Here is a 22,715-nt window from a genome sequence, read left to right on the forward strand (position 1 = left end):
GTTTCGCGGCGGACTGGCGGGACCGCGACGTACCGTCCGGCCATGGCTCGGAAGAACGACGGCCCTGCGGGGTGCATCGCGGCCGTCATCGTGATCGCGGTCGTGCTGCTGGCGATCTTCTGGCCGTACGTCGTCGCCGTGTGGCTCGTCGAGTCGGCGGGCGGCTCGGATGACTCGTTGACGGCGCGTGTCCTCGGATCGCTGTTCGAGGCCGTCTATCTCGCCATCGTCGCGATCGTGGTGATCGGGCGGCGGTACAAGAAGGAGGCTCAGGTCTCGTCGTACGGCCGCAGCCTCGCCCTCGCCGACGTCCACTCCGACATCCGCGCCGCGGAGGCGCGCATCGCCCTCCTCGAGTCGGTGCAGGGGGTGATGCGCAGTGGTCCTGCCGGTGAGCCGGACGAGCGGATCCCGGCCCGCGAGAGCCTGCTCATGGAGCTGCGCAACGTCGATCTGGTCGAGCCGCGGGTGCAGCAGCGCGGCGCCGTGCCGTGGCCGGTCGCGGTGCGCAACGGATCGCTGCTCGTCAGCGATCGCGCATTCCGGCACGTCTCCGCTCAGGGCAGGGTGGAGTGGCGCCTGGCCAACATCTACGAGCAGTCCGTCGTAGGCACGGACATGATCACGTGGGGAGTGACGAACCGGCAGAAGGTGAGCGGCGTCGGGGGCTCGCCCGCCGTCGTCGATGCCGTCCAGGTGCTCGGAGCATGGGCGGAGGATTACCCGGCGCCACCCGATCGAGCGCTCGCACTGCTGGCCGACCTGCTGCGCGACGCCAAGGGCAGGCTGGAGGACCGGCAGACCGAGCTCGCCAGGGTGCACGCCCGCAAGGACCAGGGTGCCGACGGCGCCGTCGGTACCTTGCACCGCAACCGCGGCATCGTCGCCGGCGTGGTCGGCGTTCTCGTGTTCGGCGGCATGCTCGGCGTCATGTCGGCGTCCGCGTCGGGGGACTCCTCGCAGGAGGCGACCGACAGCTCGGCCGACGACTCGTCGTCCGGCGTCGATCCGTCGCGGCCGGCGAAGCCGGAGCCGTCGAAGGAGCCGAAGGAGCTGAAGTACCTCGTCTCCCACGTCGGCGACGGTGACACCGTGCGCCTGCGCAACGGCGAGGTCGTCCGCCTCGTCGGCATCGACGCGCCCGAGGTGGGAGAGTGCGGCCACGACAAGGCGAGCGACCTGCTGACCGACTTGGTCGAGGGACGACTGGTCTCGTTGACCGAGGCCGACGAGGACCGTGACAAGTACGACCGGCTCCTGCGTTACGTCGACGTCGGCGGCCTCGACGTGGGCCTGCGGCTCATCAAGAAGGGCCTCGCGATCGCGCGCTACGACTCCCGCGACGGCTACGGGCGGCACCCTCGCCAGAAGGAGTACGTCGCCGCCGACCGCGCCTCGAAGGCGTTCACGTGCGCGCCGCCTCCGCCTCCGCCGACACCCAAGCCACCCAAGCACTTCGCCGACCCGCCCTCGTCGAACTGCGCGTCGGGCTACTCGCCCTGCATCCCCGCCTACCCGCCCGACCTCGACTGCGCGGACGTGGACGGACCGATCTACGTGACCGGGAGTGATCCTCACGGTCTGGACGCGGACAACGACGGGGTGGCGTGCGAGTAGCGGACGCTGATGGGCGCGGCGGAGGCACCGCCTGGTAGCAGGACGACCTTTCCCCCATTTGCCCTCGTCGGCTCCGATGTCCGCGGCCGGGCGGCGGCGACGGTCCCGACGATCAACGCCCGATCCGCGGTGGCCCAGGGGCGAAGTCCAGCCTGATCTCTGCTGTGGTGGCGTGGTTTGACGAGCTCAGTCCTCGTCCGCGACGGCCGCGGTCCCGTGCATCTCCCAGACCTGCCTGAGTCCGGCGGTCACCCCCGCCGGCGTACGACGACCGGAGCTGTAGACCTTGCGCCAGCCGAACTCCGGCACCAGCGCCTCGAGCTGGTGGACACCGATCGCGGCCCCGACCGGCACGGCGTCCTGCCACTCGACGTCGACGCAGTGCGTGACGACACCCTGGCGGGCCTTCGCCTCGTCCCAGTGCGGGGCCGGCCAGGGGCGGCTCCGGATGACGCCGCGGGCGACGATGCCGCGGCCCCACGAACCCTGCCGGTAGAGGTACGCCTCGTCGCCGGGCCCGATGTGGTGGACGTGGTTGCCCACACCCCACGTGGTCGCGACCGCCTGCCCGTGCTGGGTCGGCCGGACGATCGCGGCCTCCCACGCCTCCGGGCTCCAGACGTGGGTGTTGTCGGGGCCGGGGTTCCACGTCAGCAGTACGGCGTGCATGGCTCGTTCCTCGGATCTGCCGGCTTCCTCGGGCGGGTGGTCAGGTGCCCGCGGTGGGGCAAGCCAATCAGGCGCGGGGCGTAGGGTCGGCTCACGGGGCGGTCCGCGCCCTCCTCCCGAGGAGTCAACCCATGAGCGACCAGTCGCCGCAGCACCATCCGGCCGAGAAACGATGAGCCTGCTGCGGCTCGGCGTGATCGGCTCGTCGGCGAAGGAGAACGAGTACCGGCTGCCCCTGCACCCGGAGCACATCCCGCACCTGGACGCGGACATCCGGGAGCGGATCACCCTGGAGCACGGGTACGGCGCGCGGTTCGGTGTCGACGACGCCGCGCTCGCCGGACAGGTTGCCGGGTTCGCGTCGCGCGAGGAGATCCTGGCCGACGCGGACGTCGTGCTCCTGCCGAAGCCGCAGCACGAGGACGTCGCTGCTCTCCACCCCGGGCAGGTCCTGTGGGGCTGGCCGCACTGCGTGCAGGACACGGAGCTGACCCAGCTCGCGATCGACCGGGGTCTCACGCTGATCGCGTGGGAGGCGATGAACCACTGGAACAAGGACGGCAGCTATGGCCTGCACGTCTTCCACAAGAACAACGAGCTCGCCGGCTACTGCTCGGTGATCCACGCGCTCGAGCTCGCCGGGCTCACCGGCTCCTACGGCCGCAAGCTGGTCGCGATCGTCATCGGCTTCGGGGCCACCGCGCGCGGCGCGGTCACCGCGCTCAACGCGCACGGTGTGCACTCGGTCGGCGTGCTGACCAACCGGCCCGTCGCCGCGGTCGCATCGCCGATCCACTCCGCGCAGATCCGGCAGATCGAGCAGGCGCCGACCGACGCACCCGGCTACGTCCTCACCGACGAGGGACGCGAGGAGCTGCCGACGTACCTCTCCCAGGCCGACATCGTCGTCAACTGCACGCTGCAGGACCCGAACGACCCGCAGATCTTCCTGCGTACCGGGGACCTGCCGCTGTTCCGTCCCGGCAGCATCATCGTCGACGTGTCGTGCGACGCGGGGATGGGATTCGACTGGGCGCAGCCGACCGGCTTCGACGACCCAACGTTCATCGTCGGCGACAACATCCTCTACTACGCGGTCGACCACAGCCCGTCGTACCTCTGGAACTCGGCGACCTGGGAGAACAGCAACGCGCTGATCCCGTTCCTCCGGCCGGTGCTCGAGGGCCCCTCCGGCTGGGACGGCGACGAGACGGTGCGGCGGGCGATCGAGATCCGCGAGGGACGCATCATCAACCCCGCGATCCTCGCGTTCCAGGGGCGGTCGGCCGAGCCGCCGTACGCGATCGTCCTGCGGCCCTAGCAGTAGCCGAGCATCTCCTGCAGCGCCTTGACCTCGCTGGGATCGACGGCCAGGTCGTAGCGGTACTTCGTGCGGATCCACCGCTTGGCGTACTCGCACTGGAAGTCCTTCCGCGGCCGCCACGCAGCGGGGTCGTCGTCGCCCTTGCTCGCATTCGTCGGACCGTCGACGGCGAGCAGCTCGGAGAGGTCGTTGGCGTAGGTGCGGCGCTCGTCGCCGGTCCAGGCGTCGGCCCCTGACGCCCACGCCTCGGCCAGCGGCACGACATGGTCGATCTGGATCGCCTGGGCCTGGGAGAGGTCCTTGAGGTCGTCGAAGGTCAGCGTCCGGCCGGTGTAGGGGTCGACCCAGGTGCCGGCGAGCACGTCGTGGTCGCAGCCGTCCTGCTGCGCGACGGTGGTCGAGCCGGGCACGGCGTCCCGGAGGAGTACGTCGTCGCGCTGGTTGCAGCCGTTGCCGTCGGTGTCGGCCCAGGCTGATCCGAACGCGTCGCGGTCGTAGTCGACCGGCTGGGTCCTCGGCTCGACCCGCAGCCGGGTCAGGAGCTTCGCCGGGCCGACGGACGGAGGAGCAGGAGAGGACGGGTGCGCTGGTGCGCCGCCGAGGTCGGCGACGGAACAGCTCGCAGCGGTGAGCGACACCGCGAGCACGAGGGCTGTCGCGATCCTCACGCAGGCTAGGCGGCGCCGCTGGCGAAGGCGCTGTTCACGTCCCGGTTGGGCACGATGTCGCGCCCGAGGGGCATCAGGCTGACCTCGATCATCTTGAAGTTGGCCAGGCCGAGCGGGATCCCGATCACCGTGATGCAGAGCAGGACGCCCGTGAACGCGTGGCCGATCGCCAGCCAGATCCCGGAGAGGATGAACCAGAAGATGTTGCCGATCGCGCTGCCGGCGCCGGCGGTCGGCTTCTTCACGACCTGTCGGCCGAACGGCCAGAGAGCGAAGAACCCGATGCGGAACGACGCGATGCCGAAGGGGATCCCGACCACGGTGATGCACCAGAGGATGCCGACGAACATGTAGGCGAGCCACATCCAGAATCCGGAGAGCACCAGCCAGATCAGGTTGAGGAGAGTCTTCACATCAGTGAGTAAAGGTGGTGACCGGCCGGCTGTCCTGGGAACGGCCAACTACGCGTCGCGACGGCTACGAGAGTCCGAGCAGCTTCTTCTTCGCTGCTTGGTACTCCGCCTCCGAGAGGATGCCGGTCTCCATGAGGTCGCGAAGGTTCCGGAGAGAGGTCGCGGTCTCCGGGTTGGACAGGGCATTGATCTGCGCGACGGCGGCGGCGTCGCTGACGGTGGGCTTCATGGACGCCGGGGGAGCGGTGGGCGGGGCCATGAAGGCCTGCTGCTGCACCAGGCGCTCCGAGCCCGCCGCCCGGGCGGCGGTCTCGTGGACCTGCTTGTCGGTCGGGCCCTGGCCGCGGAGGAGGTACACCCCGACGGCGGTGCACACGCAGCCGACCACCAGCGCGACGAAGAAGGTGCCGATCCGGTCGGCCGTGGTGGAGCCGGCGTCGTCCGAGAAGAGCTGCGCCGGGCTCGTCAGGGCGGCGAGGACGCCGACGGCGAGAAGCCCGATGCCCCAGCCCTTGTGGAAGGACGGGGCGGCGAACGGTCGCCGCTTCGGCCGGGTCGCGAGCCATTGCGAGCCGTTCCAGTACCTCGTCCCGCCCGTCTCGGGGTCGGGGTTCCAACCCGGACGGGGGTTGACCTCGTTGACACTCATGCTGTTCCCCATGCCTTGCGGCGATCGTCTGCGTTCGACGGCCGGGATCAGTGGCCGCCGTGGGTGCCGGCTGGTCTCGGCGGCCCGGAGTGAAATCTAGGTCGGTCTAGACCGGCGCGCGGGGGAATCGGCGAATTGCGATGGGTGGGTCGCGCTACTCGACGATCGGCGCCGTGAGGCCCAGGACCTTGTCGATCTGGGCCTGGGCGACCGGGTGGTAGCCGGGACGGGCGATCGCGTAGACCTCGCGGGCGCGGGTGAGGCCGCGGTCGGTCTCAGCGAGCTTCATGTAGACCTTGCGGATGTAGAGGGCGCGGCCGTGGCGGGTGAGGAAGTCGGCCATGGCGCGGTCGACCTCGGGGCGCTCGAAGAGGTAGCCGGCCTCGATGACCTTCTCCAGCCAGGCGGTCGCGATCTCGATGTTGCCGCTGGTGCTGAAGCCGAAGGCGGCGTCGACGTCGTCGAACCGCTCGTGCGGCAGGTCGTCGGGCAGCGCGCGGACGAAGTGCCAGAACTGCTGGCTCACCCAGTCGGCGGTCTCGAGGTCCCCGGCCGGGCGTCCGCCCAGGAACAGGGCGACCTGCTCGTCGACGACGTCGAAGGCGTCGGAGGCGAAGTGCGGCTCGTTGCTCGGCACGCCGGGAGCGTGCACCCACGCCTCGATCTGGAGGTCGTCGTCGGAGAGCCCGGCCGGCTCGAGCAGCTCGGAGCGCAGGTAGGCGAGGAACGTCGCGGTGTCCATCGACTCGAAGGCGAAGCGGTCGAAGTACCCCCGCAGGAACACGTCGAACTTCTCGCGGCCGACGGCCGCCTCGATCATCCGCAGGAAGAGCGAGCCCTTCTCGTAGGGGATCTTCGACGGCCCCTCGTCGGGATCGATGAGGTCGAGCTCGAGCCAGGTGTCGCGCGGCTTCTCCAGCTCCAGCCACTGGTCGAGCTCCTGCCGCCCGAGCCGCAGCAGCATGGAGGTGTAGGCGGCGCCGTACATCTCCTCGTCGATGCGGGTCTCGAAGTAGACGGTGAAGCCCTCGTTGAGCCAGATGTCGTTCCAGGTCGAGTTGGTGACGAGGTTGCCCGACCAGGAGTGGGCGAGCTCGTGGGCGACGACGGTCACCAGCGATCGGTCGCCGGCCAGGAGCGTGGGGGTCGCGAACGTGAGGCAGGGGTTCTCCATGCCGCCGTACGGGAAGCTCGGCGGCAGCACCAGCAGGTCGTAGCGCCCCCAGCGGTAGGGGCCGTAGAGCCGCTCGGCCGCCGCGATCATCTTCTCGGTGTCCGCGAACTCCCAGGCCGCCGCGTCGACGACCGACGGCTCGGCGTACACGCCCGACCGCTCGCCCAGCTCGCGGAACTCGAGGTCGCCGACCGCGAGCGCGATGAGGTACGCCGGGACGGGCGTCTCCATCGCGAACCGGTAGACCCCGTCGTCGGTGCGCTCGGTCGGGTTGGTGCCAGAGCTCATCACGGCGAGCAGGTCCGACGGCACGCGTACGACGGCCTCATAGCTCGTGCGCACGCCCGGGCTGTCCTGGCTGGGGATCCACGTGCGCGCGAGGATCGGCTGGTTCTGCGTGAAGAGGAACCGCTTGCCCGAGGCGGTCTGCTCGGGTGCGAGCCACTGCAGCGCACGGGCGTCACCGGTCGTCGAATAGCGGATGACGACCCGGTCGCGGTCGCCGACCGTGATCGCCAGTCGCTGCCCGAAGATTTCGTCGTGGTCGCCCAGGTCGAACGGGAGGTCCGCGCCCTCGCCGTCGGTCACACCGGCCAGGTCGAGGCGCCAGGTGTCGAGCACCAGGGTGTCGGCCCCAGGGGTGAGGTGCTCGAGGTCGAGCGTCGCCGTGCCGCTGAGCCGCTCGGCGTCGAAGTCGACCGTGAGGTCGAGCGCGACGTGCCTCACGACCACCTCGTTGGGGCGCGCGTAGGAGTGCGGATCAGCGGCGAAGGTGCGAGGCATGGCGCCACGTTAGTTGGCCGTTCCTTCGCCTGCGCGCCCGGTGCCTGGGAGGATCTGCGTCGGTGGTGACGACGACGCGGAGGAGGCTCGGTCGCCGATGACGCACTCGGACGTCGGGTCGGAGCTCGGCGAGCACGACCCGCGCGTGCTCGGACCGTGGCGGGTGTTGCGCCGGCTCGGCCAGGGTGGCATGGGCAGCGTCTATCTCTGCGACGACCGGTCCGGTCGGCTGGCCGCGGTGAAGACCGTCAACACCTGGCTGGTGGACGACGGCGACTTCCGGTCGCGCTTCCGCCGGGAGGTCGCGATCTCGGCGAGGGTGTCGGGCCGACAGGTCGCCGAGGTGCTCGGCCACGACCTCGCTGCACCGACGCCGTGGCTCGCGCTGCGCTACGTCGCCGGGCCCACCCTGGCCGATCTCGTCGCGCGGACCGGGCCGCTGACCGGCGAGCGGCTGCGCGCCCTCGCGGTGGGCCTGATGGAGGGGCTCGAGCTCATCCACGCGGTCGGCATCACCCACCGCGACCTCAAGCCCGGCAACATCATCTGGCACGACGGCGGTCCGGTGATCATCGACTTCGGCATCGCGCGCACGGTGGAGGGCACGGCGATCACGGCCACCGCCCAAGGAGTCGGCACAGCGGGATGGATGGCGCCGGAGCAGATCGTCGGCCACCCTCCTGGCGCACCTGCCGACGTCTTCGCGTGGGCGGCGGTCGTCGCGTTCGCCGCGACCGGGCGCCCGCCCTTCGGGACCGGCCCGATCGAGTCCCTGACCTACCGGGTCATGCACGCGGAACCGAGCCTGCACGGCATCGACCCGGAGCTCCTGCCGATCATCGTCGCGGCACTCCGCAAGGACCCCGGCCGCCGCCCCGACACCGCGACCATCCTGTCGGCGCTCGCCGGCGCGACCCGGATCCCGCTCGATCCGCCCGCTCCCCCGACAGCGGCACCGATGCCGCGGGCGACTGCGCCGGCACCGCCGACCTCGGTTCCGGCGGCACCTCCGGCACCTCGTCGCCGTGGCATCGCGACGGCAGTGGCGATCGTGCTCTCCGCGGGCGTCCTGGGCATGGTCGGGACCTGGCTGGTCATCCGCGGTGACGGCGACGGTGCGCCGTCGTCCACGGCAGCGCTGGAGAGCACCACCGGCTCGTCCTCCCAGGAGTCGAGCAGCACCACGGGGGAGGCGTCCGGGCCGGGCGCCGCTTCTGCGCCGACGAGCGGAGCCGTCACGACGACCCTGAGCCAGGAGATCCCTGCGTACAGGGCCACCATCACGCCGTACACCTCCGACATCGACGACTTCTTCACCTTCATCTCCGACCACCTCCAGGAGGTCGTCACCCTCGACGTCGTCGTGACCGCCCCGGCGGGCGGCGTCGTCGAGGACGCGGTCAGCTACACGCCCGACGAGGAGCCGGCGGTGATGGACATCGCACCGGGTGCGTCAGCCGACAGCTACGGGCTCGACATCGTCATCAACGACCTGGTCACCACGCCCGACGCGGCGATGTACTGGATGAGGGGCGAGATCCACCTGAGCGGGCGTTTCGCGGTCCTGGGACTCGGCGGGATCCATCAGGGGTACCAGTCCTTCGGTCTTCGAGCCAAGCCGATCGACTGAGGAGTCGAGCGATGACCCAGCTGCCCCCGCCTCCGGGGATGCCCCCCCACCCGGCGCGCTCGCGCCGCCTCGGGGTGGTCGTGGCGATCGTCCTGGGCGTCGTCGTGCTGGCGATGGTCGGCGTCACCGCAGCAGCCGTGCTCGTGGTCGTCAAGGCCATGCCCGACGACGAGACCGCCGAGGACGCCGCGAGGGACATCGCCGAGGCGCTCGCGCACGGCGACTACAACGGGCTCTGCGAGATGTACTCCGACGACGCCCGGGCCGAGGCGTTCGATGCCCGGCAGTTCGAGAGCTGCGCCGACATGGCGGAGTGGGAGCGGGTCGCGCACGGGGACGGCGTCGAGATGCGGGTGCTCGACGTCGACCAGGACGGTGACAAGGCGACCGTCACCTACACGGTCCGCTCCGGGCTCGCCGAGCAGACCGACGAGCTGACCCTGGCCCGTCGGGACGGCGAGTGGGAGATGGACGCCGTCGCGGACCTCGACCCCCGCGACCATCCCTCGCACAGCGACCTCGCCGGCCCGCTCGGCACGGTGGTCGGCCTGGACGAGGACGCCGCCGACTGCGTCGCGGACGAGCTCCTCGCCTCCGACCTGACCGACGCCGAGCTGCAGGCCCTCATCGACGACGAGGTCCTCAGCAAGGAGGAGACGCGCCACATGGTCTCGGTCTTCACCGACGCCGCCGCGGCCTGCCACCTCGGGCCGCCGCCGAGCGACGCCTGAGGCGGCACTCGGGAGCGAGGGTCCCGATCGGGGTCCCGGTCTTGGCCCGTTCCGCTGACGATCCCGCCCGCCGTCCTTACCTTGTGCGCGGAGGGAACGACATGGCAGGAGAATCGGCGGACGGCGCCGCGCGCCGGATGAGGGAGAAGGCCCAGCGACTGCAGCACGCTGCCGCGAAGTGGGAGCGGGGTGCCGAGGGCGAGGGCCGGACGGCCACCGCGCTCCAGGGGCTGCCGGCCGATGAGTGGACGACGTACCACGACGTGCGTTGGCCCGGACGGCAGCAGGCGAACCTCGACCACGTCGTGGTCGGCCCGTCGGGCGTCTACGTCATCGACTCGAAGAACTGGACCGGCACCGTCGCCGTGGTCGCCGGCGTGCTGCGGCAGAACGGGCACCGCCGCGAGCGGGAGGCGCTCGCCGTGGCCGACGCCGCGACCGCGGTCGCCCGGTTGGTGCCGTGGGTGCGACCCGAGGACGTCCAGCCCGTCCTCTGCTTCGTCGGCGCGCCCGTGGTCGGCGACGTCTATGCCCACGGCGTGACCCTGTGCAACGTCGACGCGCTGGCCGAGCGGCTCGCGATGCGACCGCACGTGCTGGACGCGCCGACGCGCGAGGAGGTCGCGCGGCAGCTCGGGCAGCGGTTGTACGACGCACCGGCCGCCCCGAGGTCGTCGGCACCCGGGCTCCCGCCCCGGTCCCGGCCCCGGCAGTCGCACCGCCGGACCGCCGGGCCTGCGGTGCTGCCGCGTCTCGTCGGCGTCGCCGTCGCCGTCACCGTCCTCGGCGCGACCTTCACCCATCCCGAGCTCTGCACCAAGCTCGGCGAGGCCGTCGTGAAGATGGTCGTGAGCGACCAGGAGCCGGCGAAGAAGGAACCGGCCGAGAAGCCCGTGCGCCACCGCCCCGACCGCCCGGGGCCGGAGGGTCGTCAGAGCCGGTAGACCGCCATCGCGGTGTCGCGGAAGACCTTGCGCAACAGGTCCGGCCCGTACGGCGCCAGCAGGTCGGCCAGGGCCCCGACGATGACCGGGTAGGGCGCGATCGCCTTGTCCATCGGGTAGTTGGAGCCGAAGAGGAGCCGGTCGGGGCCGAAGACCTCGGTGGTGTGCTGGACGAGCGGGGCCACCTTCTCCGCGATCTCCTCGCGCCCCACGCCCGGGCCGCTCCAGCCGAGCATCGGGAACGCGAGGCCGGAGTGCTTGGCAACGACGTTGCTGTGCGCCGCGAGCGCGGCGAGGCTGTCCTTCCAACGGGCGAGGAGGTCGGAGCGGGCCGCCGCCGTACGTCCCTGCGCCTTGCCCATCGGACCCAGGAGGCCCACGGGCGGCGCGTAGTGGTCGAGCACGATCGTGGTGTCGGGATACTCCGTGGCCAGGGTGCCGACCTCGGCGAGCTGGTCGGAGTAGACGTAGGCGTCGTAGGTCAGACCGCGCTCGGCCAGCGCCGCGAACCCCTTCAGGAACGACGGCGAGGTCATCACACCCTCCTCGTCGATCCAGTTCTTCACGCCCTTGTCGGCGTGCCACGTCGTCATGAAGCGGATGCCACGGAAGCGACCGCTGCGCTCCGCGTGCCGGTCGAGCAGGTCGGCGAACCCGACGTCGCGCGGGTCGGCCTCCGCGACGATCGCCGCGAGCGCCGGGTTGGTGCCGGACCCGAACGGCAGCCCCTCCAGCCAGGCGGTCTCCTCCGAGGGATCCTCCGCGTGCCACCCGCACTGCACGTGTACGGCGGCGTCGACCGCCACGCCGACCGACTCCACGGTGCCGGCCACGTCGGCGGCGTAGTCGGCGGGCAGGTAGGGGCGCGCGGCGTACTGGGCGGTGCGGACCAGCTCGCGGGTGCCCTGGTCGAGCGCCAGCGGGAGCAGCCTCTCCATCAGCCGGGGCGCCCGCTTGTAGAGCGGCGCGAGTCGCGAGGCCTCCCGCGGCGTGGCGAACGGGTCCCACTGGTGGATGTGGGCATCGAGGATGCCGGGGACGATCCCGGACAGGACCTGGGTCATGACGTGCTCCTGCCGTCGCTGCTGCCGCCGCTTCGGGCTCGAACGGGCTCAGGCTCAACCTAGTGGAGTCGTGTGCCTGAGGACTCCCCATGGGTCGGTCTCAGGCACACGACCCGTCGTTGGCGGTCCGCCGAGCGCGGTCGTGTGCCTGAGAACCAGCTCCTGGTCGGTCTCAGGCACACGACGCGTTCTCTGGCGGACCGTCCGCGCGGGGGTGCGGGGGGCGCGCGGGGGCCCCGGGGAATCCCGCCCGCGTGGAGTCGTGTGCCTGAGGACTCCCTATGAATCGGTCTGAGGCACACGACCCGTCGTCGGCGGTCCGCCGAGCGCGGTCGTGTGCTTGAGCACCAGCTCCTGGTCGGCCTGAGGCACACGACCCGTCGTTGGCGATCCACCGAGCCCAGTCGTGTGCCTGAGGACTCCCGATGGGTCGGTCTCAGGCACACGACCCGTCCTCGGGGGGCGAGGGAGGCGAGGCTGCCCGCGCGAGCGGGGATCGGCGGTCTCAGCACGTGCACGATGTGCCGTTCCTGAGTCATGGGCGCCGCGGACTGTTACTAAGGGACTCCCAGCCCTTGCCGAGGAGCCCCATGAAGTCTCTGCTGTTCCGCGGGTCGCTCGCGGCCGTCGTCGGCGCGTCCCTGATCGCTCTCGGATCAGCGCAGGCCGCGCCCGGCGACACCCACACGAAGTCCGCCCGGGCGACGGGTGAGTGCGCGCGCGTCGACAAGCTCCCGGCGAAGGCGCTGCGCCGGTTGAGCCGCGACCGCACCTTCCACCAGGACGAGTGCGGCAAGGGCTACTTCGTGGAGCCGGCCGCGCCACGGACCACAGCCACCAGTGCGGCGCCGGGCCTGGTCTTCCCGACGAGCGAGACGTTCCTGCTCGAGTCGCGGCCGGGCTCGCAGCACACGATCTACCTGAACTTCAAGGGTGGCACCGTCTCCGGCACGCAGTGGAACACGGCGACCGGCGTCGGCTCGATCAGCGTGGCGCCGTACTCCATGGACGCGACCGCGACCTTCTCGGTCGCCGAGCACGCGGAGATGCAGGCCGCCTGGCAGCTGATCTCCGAGGACTACGCGGCCTTCGACGTCAACGTCACCACCAAGGACCCCGGCCTGGCGGCCATCGACCGCAGCTCGGCCGCCGACCCGACCTACGGCACGATGGCGATGGTCACCGCCAACGGCCCGGTCTACGACGACTGCGACCACGCCTGTTCGGGCATCGCCTACCTCGGCGTGTTCGACACCGACTACCAGCACCAGACCTACCAGCCGGCGTGGGCGTTCACCGACGCGATGGACCCGACCGGCGTCGACATCGGCCAGGTGCTCTCGCACGAGATCGGTCACAACTTCGGGCTCAGCCACGACGGCGACGCCACGCACGAGTACCACTCCGGCACCGACCCGTGGAGCCCGATCATGGGCAGCTCGTTCTTCCAGTCGGTGACGCAGTGGTCGATGGGGGAGTACCCCGGCGCCAACAACCACCAGGACGACGTCGACATCATCGCGCGGTCCGCACCGCGGATCCCCGACGACCACGGCAACAACGTGCCGAGCGCGACGCCGCTCGCACCCGGCGCGCCGGTCGACGGCACGATCAGCACCCGACGTGACGTCGACGCGTTCAGCTTCACCGGTTCCGGCAGCACGACGGTCACGGTCGCCCCGAGCGTGTACGCCGACCTCGACGCGCAGCTGACGGTGAAGAACGCCAGCGGCGCGACGGTCGCCACGGTCAACCCGCCGTCGGGCCGGATCAGCTCCGAGATCCCCTCGGGCATGGGCGCGACGTGGACCGCGGACCTGCCGGCGGGCGGGGCGACGTACCGCCTCTACGTCGACGGCGTCGGCACCGGCTCGCCGACCGTTGCCGGCCAGTACAGCGACTACGCCTCGTTCGGCAACTACCAGATCTCCGTCGACACCACCCCGGTGCCGCTCGCCGTGAAGAGCATCGGCGCCAACGACGGCGCGGTCGGCCGGACCTACTCCTCGACCCCGCTGAGCGCCACCAACGGGACCACGCCCTACGTCTTCAGCGCCACGGGCCTGCCCGCCGGGCTGAGCATCAACGCGGCGACCGGTCGCATCAGCGGTACGCCGACGGCGACCGGTTCTCCGACCGCGACCGTGAGGGTCACCGATGCCACGGGTGCGTTCGTCAGCCGCGCGCTGCGGGTCGTGATCCGGCCCGGCACCGCCCTGACCGCGACCACCGTCGACACGCCGCGGGCGACCGTCGGCACCCGCTACGCGGTGACGCCCGCGACCGGCGTGGGCGGCACGGCGCCCTACTCCTACAGCGCCACCGGCCTGCCCGCCGGGCTGACGATCGACGCCACGACCGGCGCCGTCACCGGCATCCCGACCGCAGCGAAGGTGGTCAACTGGGTCGTCACGATCACCGACCAGAAGGGGGCGTCGGTCGTGCGGCGGGGTAGCTTCGGCATCGCGTCGGCCGTGCCGATCTCGGTGATCACCGTCGCCGACGTGCCCGTCGCCGAGGCCACCGTCGCCTACGCGGCCAGCCCGATCCGGGGCGTCGACGGCTACCAGCCCTACACCTACAGTGCGACGAACCTGCCCGCAGGACTGACGATCGACGCGGCCACGGGCGAGATCCACGGCACGCCGACCACGCCCGGCACGAAGAGCGTCACGATCCGGGTGACCGACTCCCACGGCGCCAGTGGCGTCCGGGTGGTCTCGCTGAAGGTCGATTACGCGCCCTTCTTCATCAGCTACCGCAACTTCGCGACGGGCAAGGTCGGCACGGCGTACAACGACCGGGCGGTGAGCGGGTCGGGCGGCAAGCTCCCGTACGTCTACACCGTGACGGGACTGCCCACCGGCCTCGCGATCAACGCCACGACGGGCTACGTCACCGGCACGCCGACGCAGTCGGGCGCCTTCCGGCCCAAGGTGACGGTGAAGGACCAGCGCGGCTACGTGGGCTCCGTGACGGTGAACCTGCAGGTCAATCCCTAGCGGCCGGGTGGTCCCCGGCGCGATGATCGACGCATGAGCGGGGAGACGGTCCCGACCTACTGCCCGTTGTGCGTGTCGCGCTGCGGCGCTCGGGCGACCGTCGAGGACGGACGCCTCCTCGCCCTGGCGCCCGATCCCGACCACCCGACCGGCAAGGCGCTCTGCGTCAAGGGCAAGGCCGCCCCGAAGATCCTCGAGCACCCCGACCGCCTGCTCCACCCGATGCGGCGCACCGGCCCCAAGGGCGGCGACCCGGGGTGGGAGCGGATCGGCTGGGACGAGGCGCTCGACACGATCGCCGAGCGGCTGATGGCCGCGAAGGAGGAGCACGGCGCCGGAGCGGTCGCGTTCACCTCGAGCTCGCCGTCGACCACGGCGATCAGCGACGCGATCGAGTGGGTGCAGCGCCTGAGCCGCGCGTTCGGCAGCCCGAACTTCAGCAACTACATGGAGCTCTGCGGCTGGGGGCGTCAGATGGCGCCGCTCTACACCTTCGGCGCGGCCGTGCCCGGCCGCTACCTGCCCGACCTCGAGCGCGCCGGCTGCATCCTCTACTGGGGCTACAACCCGTCGGTCGCGCGCCTCTCGCACGCCACCAGCACCGCGGCCGCGATCGCCCGCGGCGCGAAGCTGGTGTTCGTCGACCCGCGCAAGACCGGTCTCGCGGCGAAGGCCGACCACTGGCTGCGGGTGCGGCCGGGCACCGACGCCGCGCTCGCGCTGTCGATGACCCAGGTGATGATCGAGAGAGGCTGGTACGACGCCGACTTCGTGCGGGCGTGGACCAACGCCGACGACGTGGTCGACGGCAGGACGGTGTGGGAGATGCTCACCGCCCACTGCGCCGACTACCGGCCCGAGGCCACCGAGGCGATCACCGGTGTGCCGGCCGAGCAGGTCGTCGAGGCCGCCCGCACCTTGTGGGAGTCGCGACCGGTCGCGTTCTACACGTGGAGCGGGTTGGAGCAGCACAGCGGCACCACGCAGACCATGCGCGCCATCAACGTGCTCTACGCGTTGACCGGCAGCCTCGACGTGCCCGGGGGCAACGTGCTCTTCGAGGCCGCCCCCGCGCGACGGATGGACGGCGTCGACCTCGTCGACCCCGACGGTCCACGCGCCGTCGGCCGGGACGAACGACCGCTCGGACCGGCGCGCTTCGGGTTCGCCAGCGGCGAGGACCTCTACACCGCCGCGCTCGACGGACGGATCACCACGGTCATCGGCTTCGGCGGCAACCCCGTGATGGCCCACGGCGACAGCGCTCGCGGCCGCGACGCCCTGGCCGCCCTCGACTTCCTCGCGCACGTCGACCTCTTCATGACGCCGACCGCCGAGCTCGCCGACATCGTGCTGCCCGCGGCGTTCCCGTGGGAGGTCGAGGCCTTGCGGATCGGATTCGAGATCAGCCAGGAGGCGCAGTCGCTCGTCCAGCTGCGGCGGCCCCTGGTGGAGCCGCGGGGCGAGGTGCGGTCCGACCTGCGCGTCGCCTTCGACCTCGCGGTCCGCCTCGGCCTCGGGGACTCCTTCTTCGACGGCGACGTGGACGCCGCGTGGCGTCACCAGCTCGAGCCGACCGGCATCACGCTGGAGCAGCTGCGCGACCGTCCCGAGGGTGTCCGGCTGCCGCTCGAGACGCGGCACCGCAAGTACGAGGTGACCGGCTTCGCGACGCCGTCGGGGAAGGTCGAGCTCTACTCCGCGACCCTGGCCGAGCACGGCTACCCGCCGCTGCCGACGTTCGAGGAGCCGGCGACCAGCCCGCGCTCGCGGCCCGACCTCGCCGAGCGCTTCCCCCTCGTGCTGAGCTGCGCGAAGTCGCTCTTCTTCTGCGAGACCCAGCACCGCAACGTCGCGGCGCTGCGCAAGAGCGCCCCCGACCCGCTCGTGGAGCTGCACCCCGACACCGCCGCGGCGCGAGGGATCGGCGCCGGCGACTGGGTCTCGATCGCCACCCCGCTGGGCAGCGTGCGGGCGCGCGCCAAGCTCAACGCCCACCTCGACCCGCAGGTAGTCTTCGGCCAGCACGGCTGGTGGGACGCCTGCGGGGAGCTCGGCCTGCCCGGCTACCCGCCGTACGGCGAAGGCAGCGCCAACCTCAACCTGGTCCTCGCCCAGACCCCGAGCGACCCCATCAGCGGCAGCTCACCCCTGCGTGCCGCGGTGTGCGAGCTCACGTTGCTCGAGGAGGGGTAGCGGCTACTTCCGGCCGTGCACCAGGGCGATGATCTTGCCGAGCTGCTCCTCGGTCCTCGGCGTCCGCGCGAAGCTCGTCAGCGCCAGCGGCGGGCGGAACCTCTGGCGCACCACCGCATGGGCGTAGCAGAACTCGCGGAGGCCGTCCTCGCCGTGGATCCGGCCGAAGCCCGAGTCGCCCACGCCGCCGAACGGCACCGACGGCACCATCGCGAAGCTGAAGACCGAGTTGACCGCGACCATCCCCGACCGCACCCGCGCGGCGAGCTCGCGCCCGCGCCGCTTGGAGAAGATCGAGGCGCCGAGGGCGTAGCGCGACCCGTTGGTCAGCGCGATCGCCTCGTCCATGTCGGCCACCTTCCGCAGCACCAGCGTCGGCCCGAAGGTCTCCTCGGTCACCGCCGTGGACTCCTCGGGTACGTCGACGAGGAGCGTGGGCTGCACGACGTGCCCGTCCACGGTGCCGCCCCCGACGAGCACCCGTCCGCCGCGGGTGACGGCGTCGTCGATGTGGCGCGTGATGACCGCGACCTGCGAGGGCATCGTGATCGGGCCGACCGGGGCGTCCTCGTCGACACCGGCCCGCAGCGCGGCCACGTGGTCGGTCAGCAGGCGGGTGAAGTCGTCGTACACGTCCTGGTGGACGTAGATCCGCTCGACGCCGATGCAGGACTGGCCGGCATTGGCGATGCCGCCCCAGACCGCGGCGTCGGCGGCCGCCTCGAGGTCGGCGTCGGCGTCGACGAGGAGCGCGTCCTTGCCGCCGCACTCCGCGACGACCGGCGTCAGCGTCTCGGCGCAGGTCGCCATCACCCGCTTGGCGGTCGCGGTCGAGCCGGTGAAGGCGAGCTTGTCGACGCCGGCGCGGCACAGCGCCGCGCCGGTCGAGCCGTCGCCGGTGAGCAGCTGCAGCACCGGCTGCTCGGGCACCACGCGGGAGAACGCCTCGACGAGCCAGGCGCCGACGCCGGGGGTGTACTCGCTGGGCTTGAAGATAACGGCGTTGCCGGCCGCGAGCGCGTAGACGATCGAGCCCATCGGCGTGAACACCGGGTAGTTCCACGGGCCGATCACCCCGACGACGCCGAGCGGCCGGTACTCGACCGTCGCGCCGAGGTGGGTGTTGAGCGCGCCGGTGCGGGTCCGGCGCGTGCCGAGCACCTTCGGGGCCTGCTTGGCGGCCCACGCCAGGTGGTCGAGCACCAGGGCGACCTCGAGGAAGGCGTCGCCGTAGGGCTTGCCCATCTCGTCGTGGATGACGCCCGCCAGCTGGTGGATGCGCCGGGCGATGATGCCGCGGTAGGCGTCGAGGCGCTTGCGCCGCTCCGCGGCGCCGATGCCCTCCCACCACTCGCCGGCGATCCGGGCCCGCTCGACCGCCTCGGCCGCGTCGGCCTCGCCGTGGATCGGGTAGGTGCCGACGACGTCCTGGGTGCCGGGATTGCGGACCTCGAACGTCGCTCCGGTCTCGCGGCCGGTCTTCTGCGTGGTGGTCATCGGGCCAGCTCCTCGGTGCGGTGGGCGGTGGCGCGCGGGAGCGTGGTGCCGCGCAGCAGGTCGGCGGCCTTCTCGCCGATCATGATCGAGGGGGCGTTGGTGTTGCCCCGGGTGATCTTCGGCATCACCGACGCGTCGGCCACACGCAGACCCTCCACGCCGCGCACGCGCAGCTCGGCGTCGACGACGGCGTCGTCGTGCGCGCCCATCGCGCAGGTGCCGACCGGGTGGTAGAGGGTCTGGGTCCACCGGGAGATGTAGTCGTCGATCGCGGCCGCGTCGTCGGCCGAGCGGTTGGCGGGGCCGGTCAGCAGCCGCGCCAGCGGTCCCTGGGCGGCGATCTCCGCGGCCTGGCGGCAACCCGCGCGCACGGCGTCGAGGTCGACCTGCTCCTGGTAGTACGCCGGGTCGAGCTCGGGCTTCCAACGCGGGTCGCTGCCGCGCAGCCGCAGCCGGCCGCGGCTGGCGACGTCGACCAGCACGACGCCGGTCGTGAACATCGCCTCGGTCGGCTCGCGCAGCCCGTTGTCGTAGAAGCCCGTAGGTGCGGCGATGTACTGGATGTCCGGCCCCTCGAGACCGCCGCGCGTCGTCACGAACCCGCCGGTCTCGCCGACGTTGGAGGAGAGTGGACCGCGGCCCGTCGCCTGCCACTGCAGCAGCCGGGGCAGGGTCACGTGGTCGAAGCCGAGGTCCTTGGCCGTCGTGCGCCAGAGCATCGGGACCACCGGGTGGTCGTGCAGGTTGGCGCCGACGCCGCGGAGGTCGACCGCGACGTCGATGCCGACGGCTTCGAGGTCGCCTGCGGGGCCGATGCCCGAGAGCATCAGGAGCTGCGGGGAGTTGATCGCGCCTCCGCTGAGCACCACTTCGGCGTCGGCCCAGGCGCGCTGGATCGTGCCGCCACCGAGGTAGCCGACGCCGATCGCGCGGTTGCCGTCGAGGATCACGCCCGTCACGTGCGCGCCGGTGCGGACGGTCAGGTTGGCGCGGCCGCGGACGTCGTCGCCGAGGAAGGCCTCGGCCGTGGACCAGCGGCGGCCCTTGTGGCAGGTCACCTGGTAGACGCCGGCGCCGATCTGGGTCTCGCCGTTGAAGTCGTCGTTGGCGGCGAGCCCGGCGCTGCGGGCCGACTCGAGCCACGCGGTGGTCGTCGCGTGCGTGTACCGCCGGTCCTCGACGTGCAGCGCGCCGCGCACGTCGTGGAAGTCGTCGGCACCGCGGGAGTTGGCCTCGGAGCGGAGGAAGTAGGGGAGCACGTCGTCGTAGGACCAGCCGACCGCGCCGAAGTCGCGCTGCCAGCCGTCGAAGTCGGCGCGGGCACCTCGGACGTACATCATCGCGTTCATCGACGAGCAGCCGCCGAGCGCCTTCATCCGCGGCCAGTAGGCGGTCTGGCCGCCCAGGCCGGGCTGCGGCGTCGTCTCGTAGTTCCAGTCCCAGCGGGTCTTGAACAGGTTGGGGAAGGCCGCCGGCATGGAGATCTCGAGGGCGTCGTTGGGGCCGCCCGCCTCGAGCAGGAGCACGGTGGTCGTGGGGTCCTCGGTCAGCCGGGCGGCGATCACCGCGCCCGCGCTGCCGGCACCCACGACGATGTAGTCGAAGGACTCGCGCGTCGTCATGACTGGAGTCCAGCACAGATCGGCTTCCGAGGTAACGGGCTGCTGTGCCAGAATCCCGATGCGAAACTGGACCTCTGCACAAAGGGGGAGTGGCGGTGGACACAGTGCTGGCGGAATGGATCCCGCAGTACGTCGCCGAGGCGAGCCGGGCGGACAGCGTCGACGCCTTCGTGAAGCAGGTCGACGACATGATCCTGCGAGAGATCCCCGAGCTGGCCGCGGACCCGCTGCTCGTCGCCGACCTCCACGCCAGCACCCGCACGCAGTACCAGGTCTTCCTGCGCCTCCTCGACCGCGAGAAGCAGGAGCTCCTGCTGCCCCCGCAGGCGGTCGACCTGGCCCTCTCGATCGCCCGCCGCCAGATGGAGCTCGGTGTCCTGCTGAAGGTCTACCGGGTGGCCGCGGCCGCGGTGTGGGAGTACTTCACGGGAGTCGCTGCCGCCGTACCCGAGGACGGGCCCGACCGCACCGACGTCCTCGTCTACCTCTGGGACCACGGCGGCACCTGGATCAACGAGGCGATCGAGAGCCTGATCGGGGTCTTCTACGCCGAGCGCGAGGCGACCATGCACGGCGCGCTGGCGCGGCGCACAGAGACCGTCCACGCACTGCTGCGCGGTGAGGCGCTGCTGCCCGAGGACGCCGAGAGCGTGCTCGACCACCCGATCCGCTCGACCCAGACCGCGCTGGTGCTGTGGTGCGAGGAGGGCACCGCCGACGCGCTCGTCACGCTGAACAGGATGTCGACGGCGATCGGCGCGGCGACCAACGCCGCAGCCCTGACCGTGCCCGCCGGACGGGGCGAGGTCTGGTGCTGGCTCGCGACCACCCGGCCTCCGGACGTCGAGGCGATCGGCGAGGCCATCGAGGGGCTCAAGAAGGCGAACGAGGTGCGGGTCGCGATCGGCACCAGCAGCCGCGGCATCCGAGGCTTCCGCGACTCGCACCGGGAGGCCGTGGCGGCCCAGCGCTACGCGGTCGCGGTCGGGGGCGCGCAACGCACCACCGCCTACGCCGACGTCGAGCTGGCCTGCCTGGTGGCCGGCGACGAGGCCGGCGTGCGCGCGCTCGTCCGCCGCGAGCTCGGGCCGCTCACGGGCGCCGAGCAGGGGCTCGACCGGGTGCGGGAGACGCTGTCGTCGTACCTCGACCTGGGGTGCAACGTCGAGCAGACCGCCAACGCGCTCTTCGTGCACAAGAACACGATCCGCTACCGGCTCGCGCAGGCCGAGGAGCTGATCGGCCATCCGCTCACCGAGCGACGCACGGAGCTGGGGCTGGCCCTGCGCTGCCTGGAGAGCTACGGCGCCGACCCTTCGTGAGCCCGGCTAGGCTCGAAGGTCCCCGATCCCCGAGGAGCACGATGGGTGAGCAACACCGACCGATGGACGTACGTCGGGCGGGGGTGCTGCTGCACGTCACCTCGCTGCCGTCCGGCGACCTGAGCGACGCGCCCGGGTTCGTCGACTTCCTGGCCGACGCCGGGTGCACCGTGTGGCAGGTCCTGCCGCTCGTGCCGACCCACGACGGCGACGGGTCGCCCTACAATTCGCTGTCGGCGATGGCCGGCAACCCCGACCTGGTGGGCGACCTCGACGTGCCCGACGACGGGTTCGCTGAGTGGTCGGCCGCGCAGGCAGCGTGGCTCGACCCCTACGTCGAGTTCGTGGCGCTCCGCGAGCTGCAGGACGGGGCGCACTGGTGGACGTGGGACCCGGCGCTGCGCGATCGCGACGCGGCTGCAGTGGCCGAGGCGCTCGGGGCTGCCGTCGACCGGGTCGACGCGCTGCGGCGCGAGCAATGGGTCTTCGCGCAGCAGTGGGAGCGGGTGCGCGAGCACGCGCGGTCGCGGGGCGTGCTGCTCTTCGGCGACCTGCCGATCTTCGTCTCCCTCGACAGCGCGGACGTCTGGGCGCATCGCGACCTCTTCCAGCTCGACGCCTCGGGTCAGCCGATCACCGTCACGGGATGCCCGCCCGACTACTTCGCCGCGGACGGCCAGAGGTGGAACAACCCCCACTACGACTGGGATGCGATGGCCGCCGACGGCTTCGCGTGGTGGCGCGCGCGGATCGCTCGCCAGCGCGAGCTCTTCGACCTGGTGCGCATCGATCACTTCCGCGGCTTCGAGGCCGCCTGGCACATCCCGGCCGACGCACCCACCGCCCGTGACGGCGCCTGGGTCACGGCGCCCGGCGACGAGGTGCTCTCCGCGCTCGTGGAGACGGCCGGTCCGGGGTCCCTGGTCGCGGAGGACCTCGGCGTCATCACGCCGGCGGTCGACGCGCTGCGGTTGCGCCACGGCCTGCCCGGCATGAAGGTGCTCCAGTTCGCCTTCGACGGCTCGCCCGACAACCCCTACCTCCCCGAGCACCACGGGGAGCAGAGCGTCGTCTACACCGGCACCCACGACAACGACACCACCGCCGGCTGGTGGGCCGAGCTCGACGACGCGACCCGCGCGTCCGTGCGCCGGCACCTCCCGGACCCCGCCGAGCCCATGCCGTGGGCCCTCGTGCGGCTGGCGATGTCGTCGACGGCCCGCCTGGCCGTCGTACCCGCTCAGGACCTACTGGCCCTCGGCAGCGACTGCCGGATGAACACCCCCGGCACCGAGACGGGCAACTGGACCTGGCGCGCCGACCCCGGGTCGTTCGGTGCCGAGCTCGCCGCGCGGCTGGGGGCGTTGGTCGAGGACACCGACCGCGGCTGACGCGACCTGCATCCTCCGC

General features: G+C 71.8%; 17 protein-coding genes. 9 read left to right on the plus strand and 8 right to left on the minus strand.

Annotated features, from left to right (window positions below; genetic code table 11):
- Positions 1-42: 42 nt before the first annotated feature.
- Entirely contained in the window at positions 43-1,617 is a 1,575-nt protein-coding gene (locus ACAX67_RS05360) for a thermonuclease family protein (protein WP_370702778.1), read from the plus strand.
- A 186-nt stretch (positions 1,618-1,803) separates the two neighbouring features.
- Here the strand turns inward: ACAX67_RS05360 and ACAX67_RS05365 are convergent, their stop codons facing one another.
- Positions 1,804-2,286: a hypothetical protein gene (locus tag ACAX67_RS05365; RefSeq protein ID WP_370702779.1), complete on the minus strand. Its 483-nt coding sequence runs from the start codon at positions 2,284-2,286 to the stop codon at positions 1,804-1,806.
- A 172-nt stretch (positions 2,287-2,458) separates the two neighbouring features.
- Between ACAX67_RS05365 and ACAX67_RS05370 the strand changes: the two genes are divergently transcribed.
- Positions 2,459-3,607 carry a N(5)-(carboxyethyl)ornithine synthase gene (locus ACAX67_RS05370; RefSeq protein WP_370702780.1) on the plus strand — a complete coding sequence of 383 codons (1,149 nt, stop codon included), beginning with the start codon at positions 2,459-2,461 and terminating at the stop codon, positions 3,605-3,607.
- Here the strand turns inward: ACAX67_RS05370 and ACAX67_RS05375 are convergent.
- From ACAX67_RS05375 to ACAX67_RS05390, 4 genes are all read right to left on the minus strand, one after another.
- On the minus strand, positions 3,604-4,278 hold the full coding sequence (locus ACAX67_RS05375) for an HNH endonuclease family protein (RefSeq protein ID WP_370702781.1): 675 nt from the start codon (positions 4,276-4,278) through the stop codon (positions 3,604-3,606). The two genes, ACAX67_RS05370 and ACAX67_RS05375, sit on opposite strands and share 4 nt — an antisense overlap.
- 5 nt (positions 4,279-4,283) lie before the next feature.
- Positions 4,284-4,691 (minus strand): YccF domain-containing protein, encoded by a 408-nt coding sequence (locus tag ACAX67_RS05380; RefSeq protein ID WP_370702782.1) that lies wholly within the window; start codon positions 4,689-4,691, stop codon positions 4,284-4,286.
- A gap of 64 nt (positions 4,692-4,755) precedes the next feature.
- On the minus strand, positions 4,756-5,340 hold the full coding sequence (locus tag ACAX67_RS05385) for an SHOCT domain-containing protein (protein WP_370702783.1): 585 nt from the start codon (positions 5,338-5,340) through the stop codon (positions 4,756-4,758).
- A 154-nt stretch (positions 5,341-5,494) separates the two neighbouring features.
- Entirely contained in the window at positions 5,495-7,297 is a 1,803-nt protein-coding gene (locus tag ACAX67_RS05390) for a M1 family metallopeptidase (protein WP_370702784.1), read from the minus strand.
- A gap of 97 nt (positions 7,298-7,394) precedes the next feature.
- On the opposite strand from ACAX67_RS05390, the gene ACAX67_RS05395 reads away from it, so the two are divergent.
- The 3 genes from ACAX67_RS05395 to ACAX67_RS05405 all read left to right on the plus strand — a co-directional run bounded on the left by ACAX67_RS05395 (position 7,395) and on the right by ACAX67_RS05405 (position 10,602).
- Positions 7,395-8,927: a serine/threonine protein kinase gene (locus ACAX67_RS05395; protein ID WP_370702785.1), complete on the plus strand. Its 1,533-nt coding sequence runs from the start codon at positions 7,395-7,397 to the stop codon at positions 8,925-8,927.
- Positions 8,928-8,938: 11 nt separating this feature from the next.
- Positions 8,939-9,658, plus strand: coding sequence for an Rv0361 family membrane protein (locus tag ACAX67_RS05400; protein WP_370702786.1), 720 nt, complete (start codon positions 8,939-8,941; stop codon positions 9,656-9,658).
- Positions 9,659-9,759: 101 nt separating this feature from the next.
- Positions 9,760-10,602, plus strand: coding sequence for a nuclease-related domain-containing protein (locus ACAX67_RS05405; RefSeq protein ID WP_370702787.1), 843 nt, complete (start codon positions 9,760-9,762; stop codon positions 10,600-10,602).
- On the opposite strand, the gene ACAX67_RS05410 is transcribed toward ACAX67_RS05405, so the two are convergent.
- Positions 10,590-11,666, minus strand: a complete 1,077-nt coding sequence (locus ACAX67_RS05410; RefSeq protein WP_370702788.1) for an amidohydrolase family protein — start codon at positions 11,664-11,666, stop codon at positions 10,590-10,592. The two genes, ACAX67_RS05405 and ACAX67_RS05410, sit on opposite strands and share 13 nt — an antisense overlap.
- A gap of 590 nt (positions 11,667-12,256) precedes the next feature.
- Between ACAX67_RS05410 and ACAX67_RS05415 the strand changes: the two genes are divergently transcribed.
- A complete protein-coding gene (locus tag ACAX67_RS05415) occupies positions 12,257-14,668 on the plus strand; it encodes a putative Ig domain-containing protein (protein ID WP_370702789.1) in 2,412 nt (803 codons plus the stop codon).
- A gap of 33 nt (positions 14,669-14,701) precedes the next feature.
- On the plus strand, positions 14,702-16,864 hold the full coding sequence (locus ACAX67_RS05420) for a molybdopterin-containing oxidoreductase family protein (protein WP_370702790.1): 2,163 nt from the start codon (positions 14,702-14,704) through the stop codon (positions 16,862-16,864).
- Between the two features lie 3 nt (positions 16,865-16,867).
- Here ACAX67_RS05420 and ACAX67_RS05425 read toward each other — a convergent pair whose 3' ends face one another.
- Positions 16,868-18,361, minus strand: a complete 1,494-nt coding sequence (locus ACAX67_RS05425) for an aldehyde dehydrogenase family protein (RefSeq protein WP_370702791.1) — start codon at positions 18,359-18,361, stop codon at positions 16,868-16,870.
- Positions 18,358-19,983, minus strand: a complete 1,626-nt coding sequence (locus tag ACAX67_RS05430; protein ID WP_370702792.1) for a GMC family oxidoreductase — start codon at positions 19,981-19,983, stop codon at positions 18,358-18,360. Before ACAX67_RS05430 ends, ACAX67_RS05425 begins: the two co-directional genes overlap by 4 nt.
- A 95-nt stretch (positions 19,984-20,078) precedes the next feature.
- On the opposite strand from ACAX67_RS05430, the gene ACAX67_RS05435 reads away from it, so the two are divergent.
- Together ACAX67_RS05435 and malQ are read left to right on the plus strand one after the other, a co-directional pair.
- Positions 20,079-21,305: a PucR family transcriptional regulator gene (locus tag ACAX67_RS05435; protein ID WP_370702793.1), complete on the plus strand. Its 1,227-nt coding sequence runs from the start codon at positions 20,079-20,081 to the stop codon at positions 21,303-21,305.
- Positions 21,306-21,346: 41 nt separating this feature from the next.
- Entirely contained in the window at positions 21,347-22,696 is a 1,350-nt protein-coding gene (gene malQ, locus ACAX67_RS05440; RefSeq protein ID WP_370702794.1) for a 4-alpha-glucanotransferase, read from the plus strand.
- The last annotated feature ends 19 nt before the right edge of the window (positions 22,697-22,715 follow it).

The organism is Nocardioides candidus, assembly GCF_041321175.1.
Taxonomy (GTDB): domain Bacteria; phylum Actinomycetota; class Actinomycetes; order Propionibacteriales; family Nocardioidaceae; genus Nocardioides.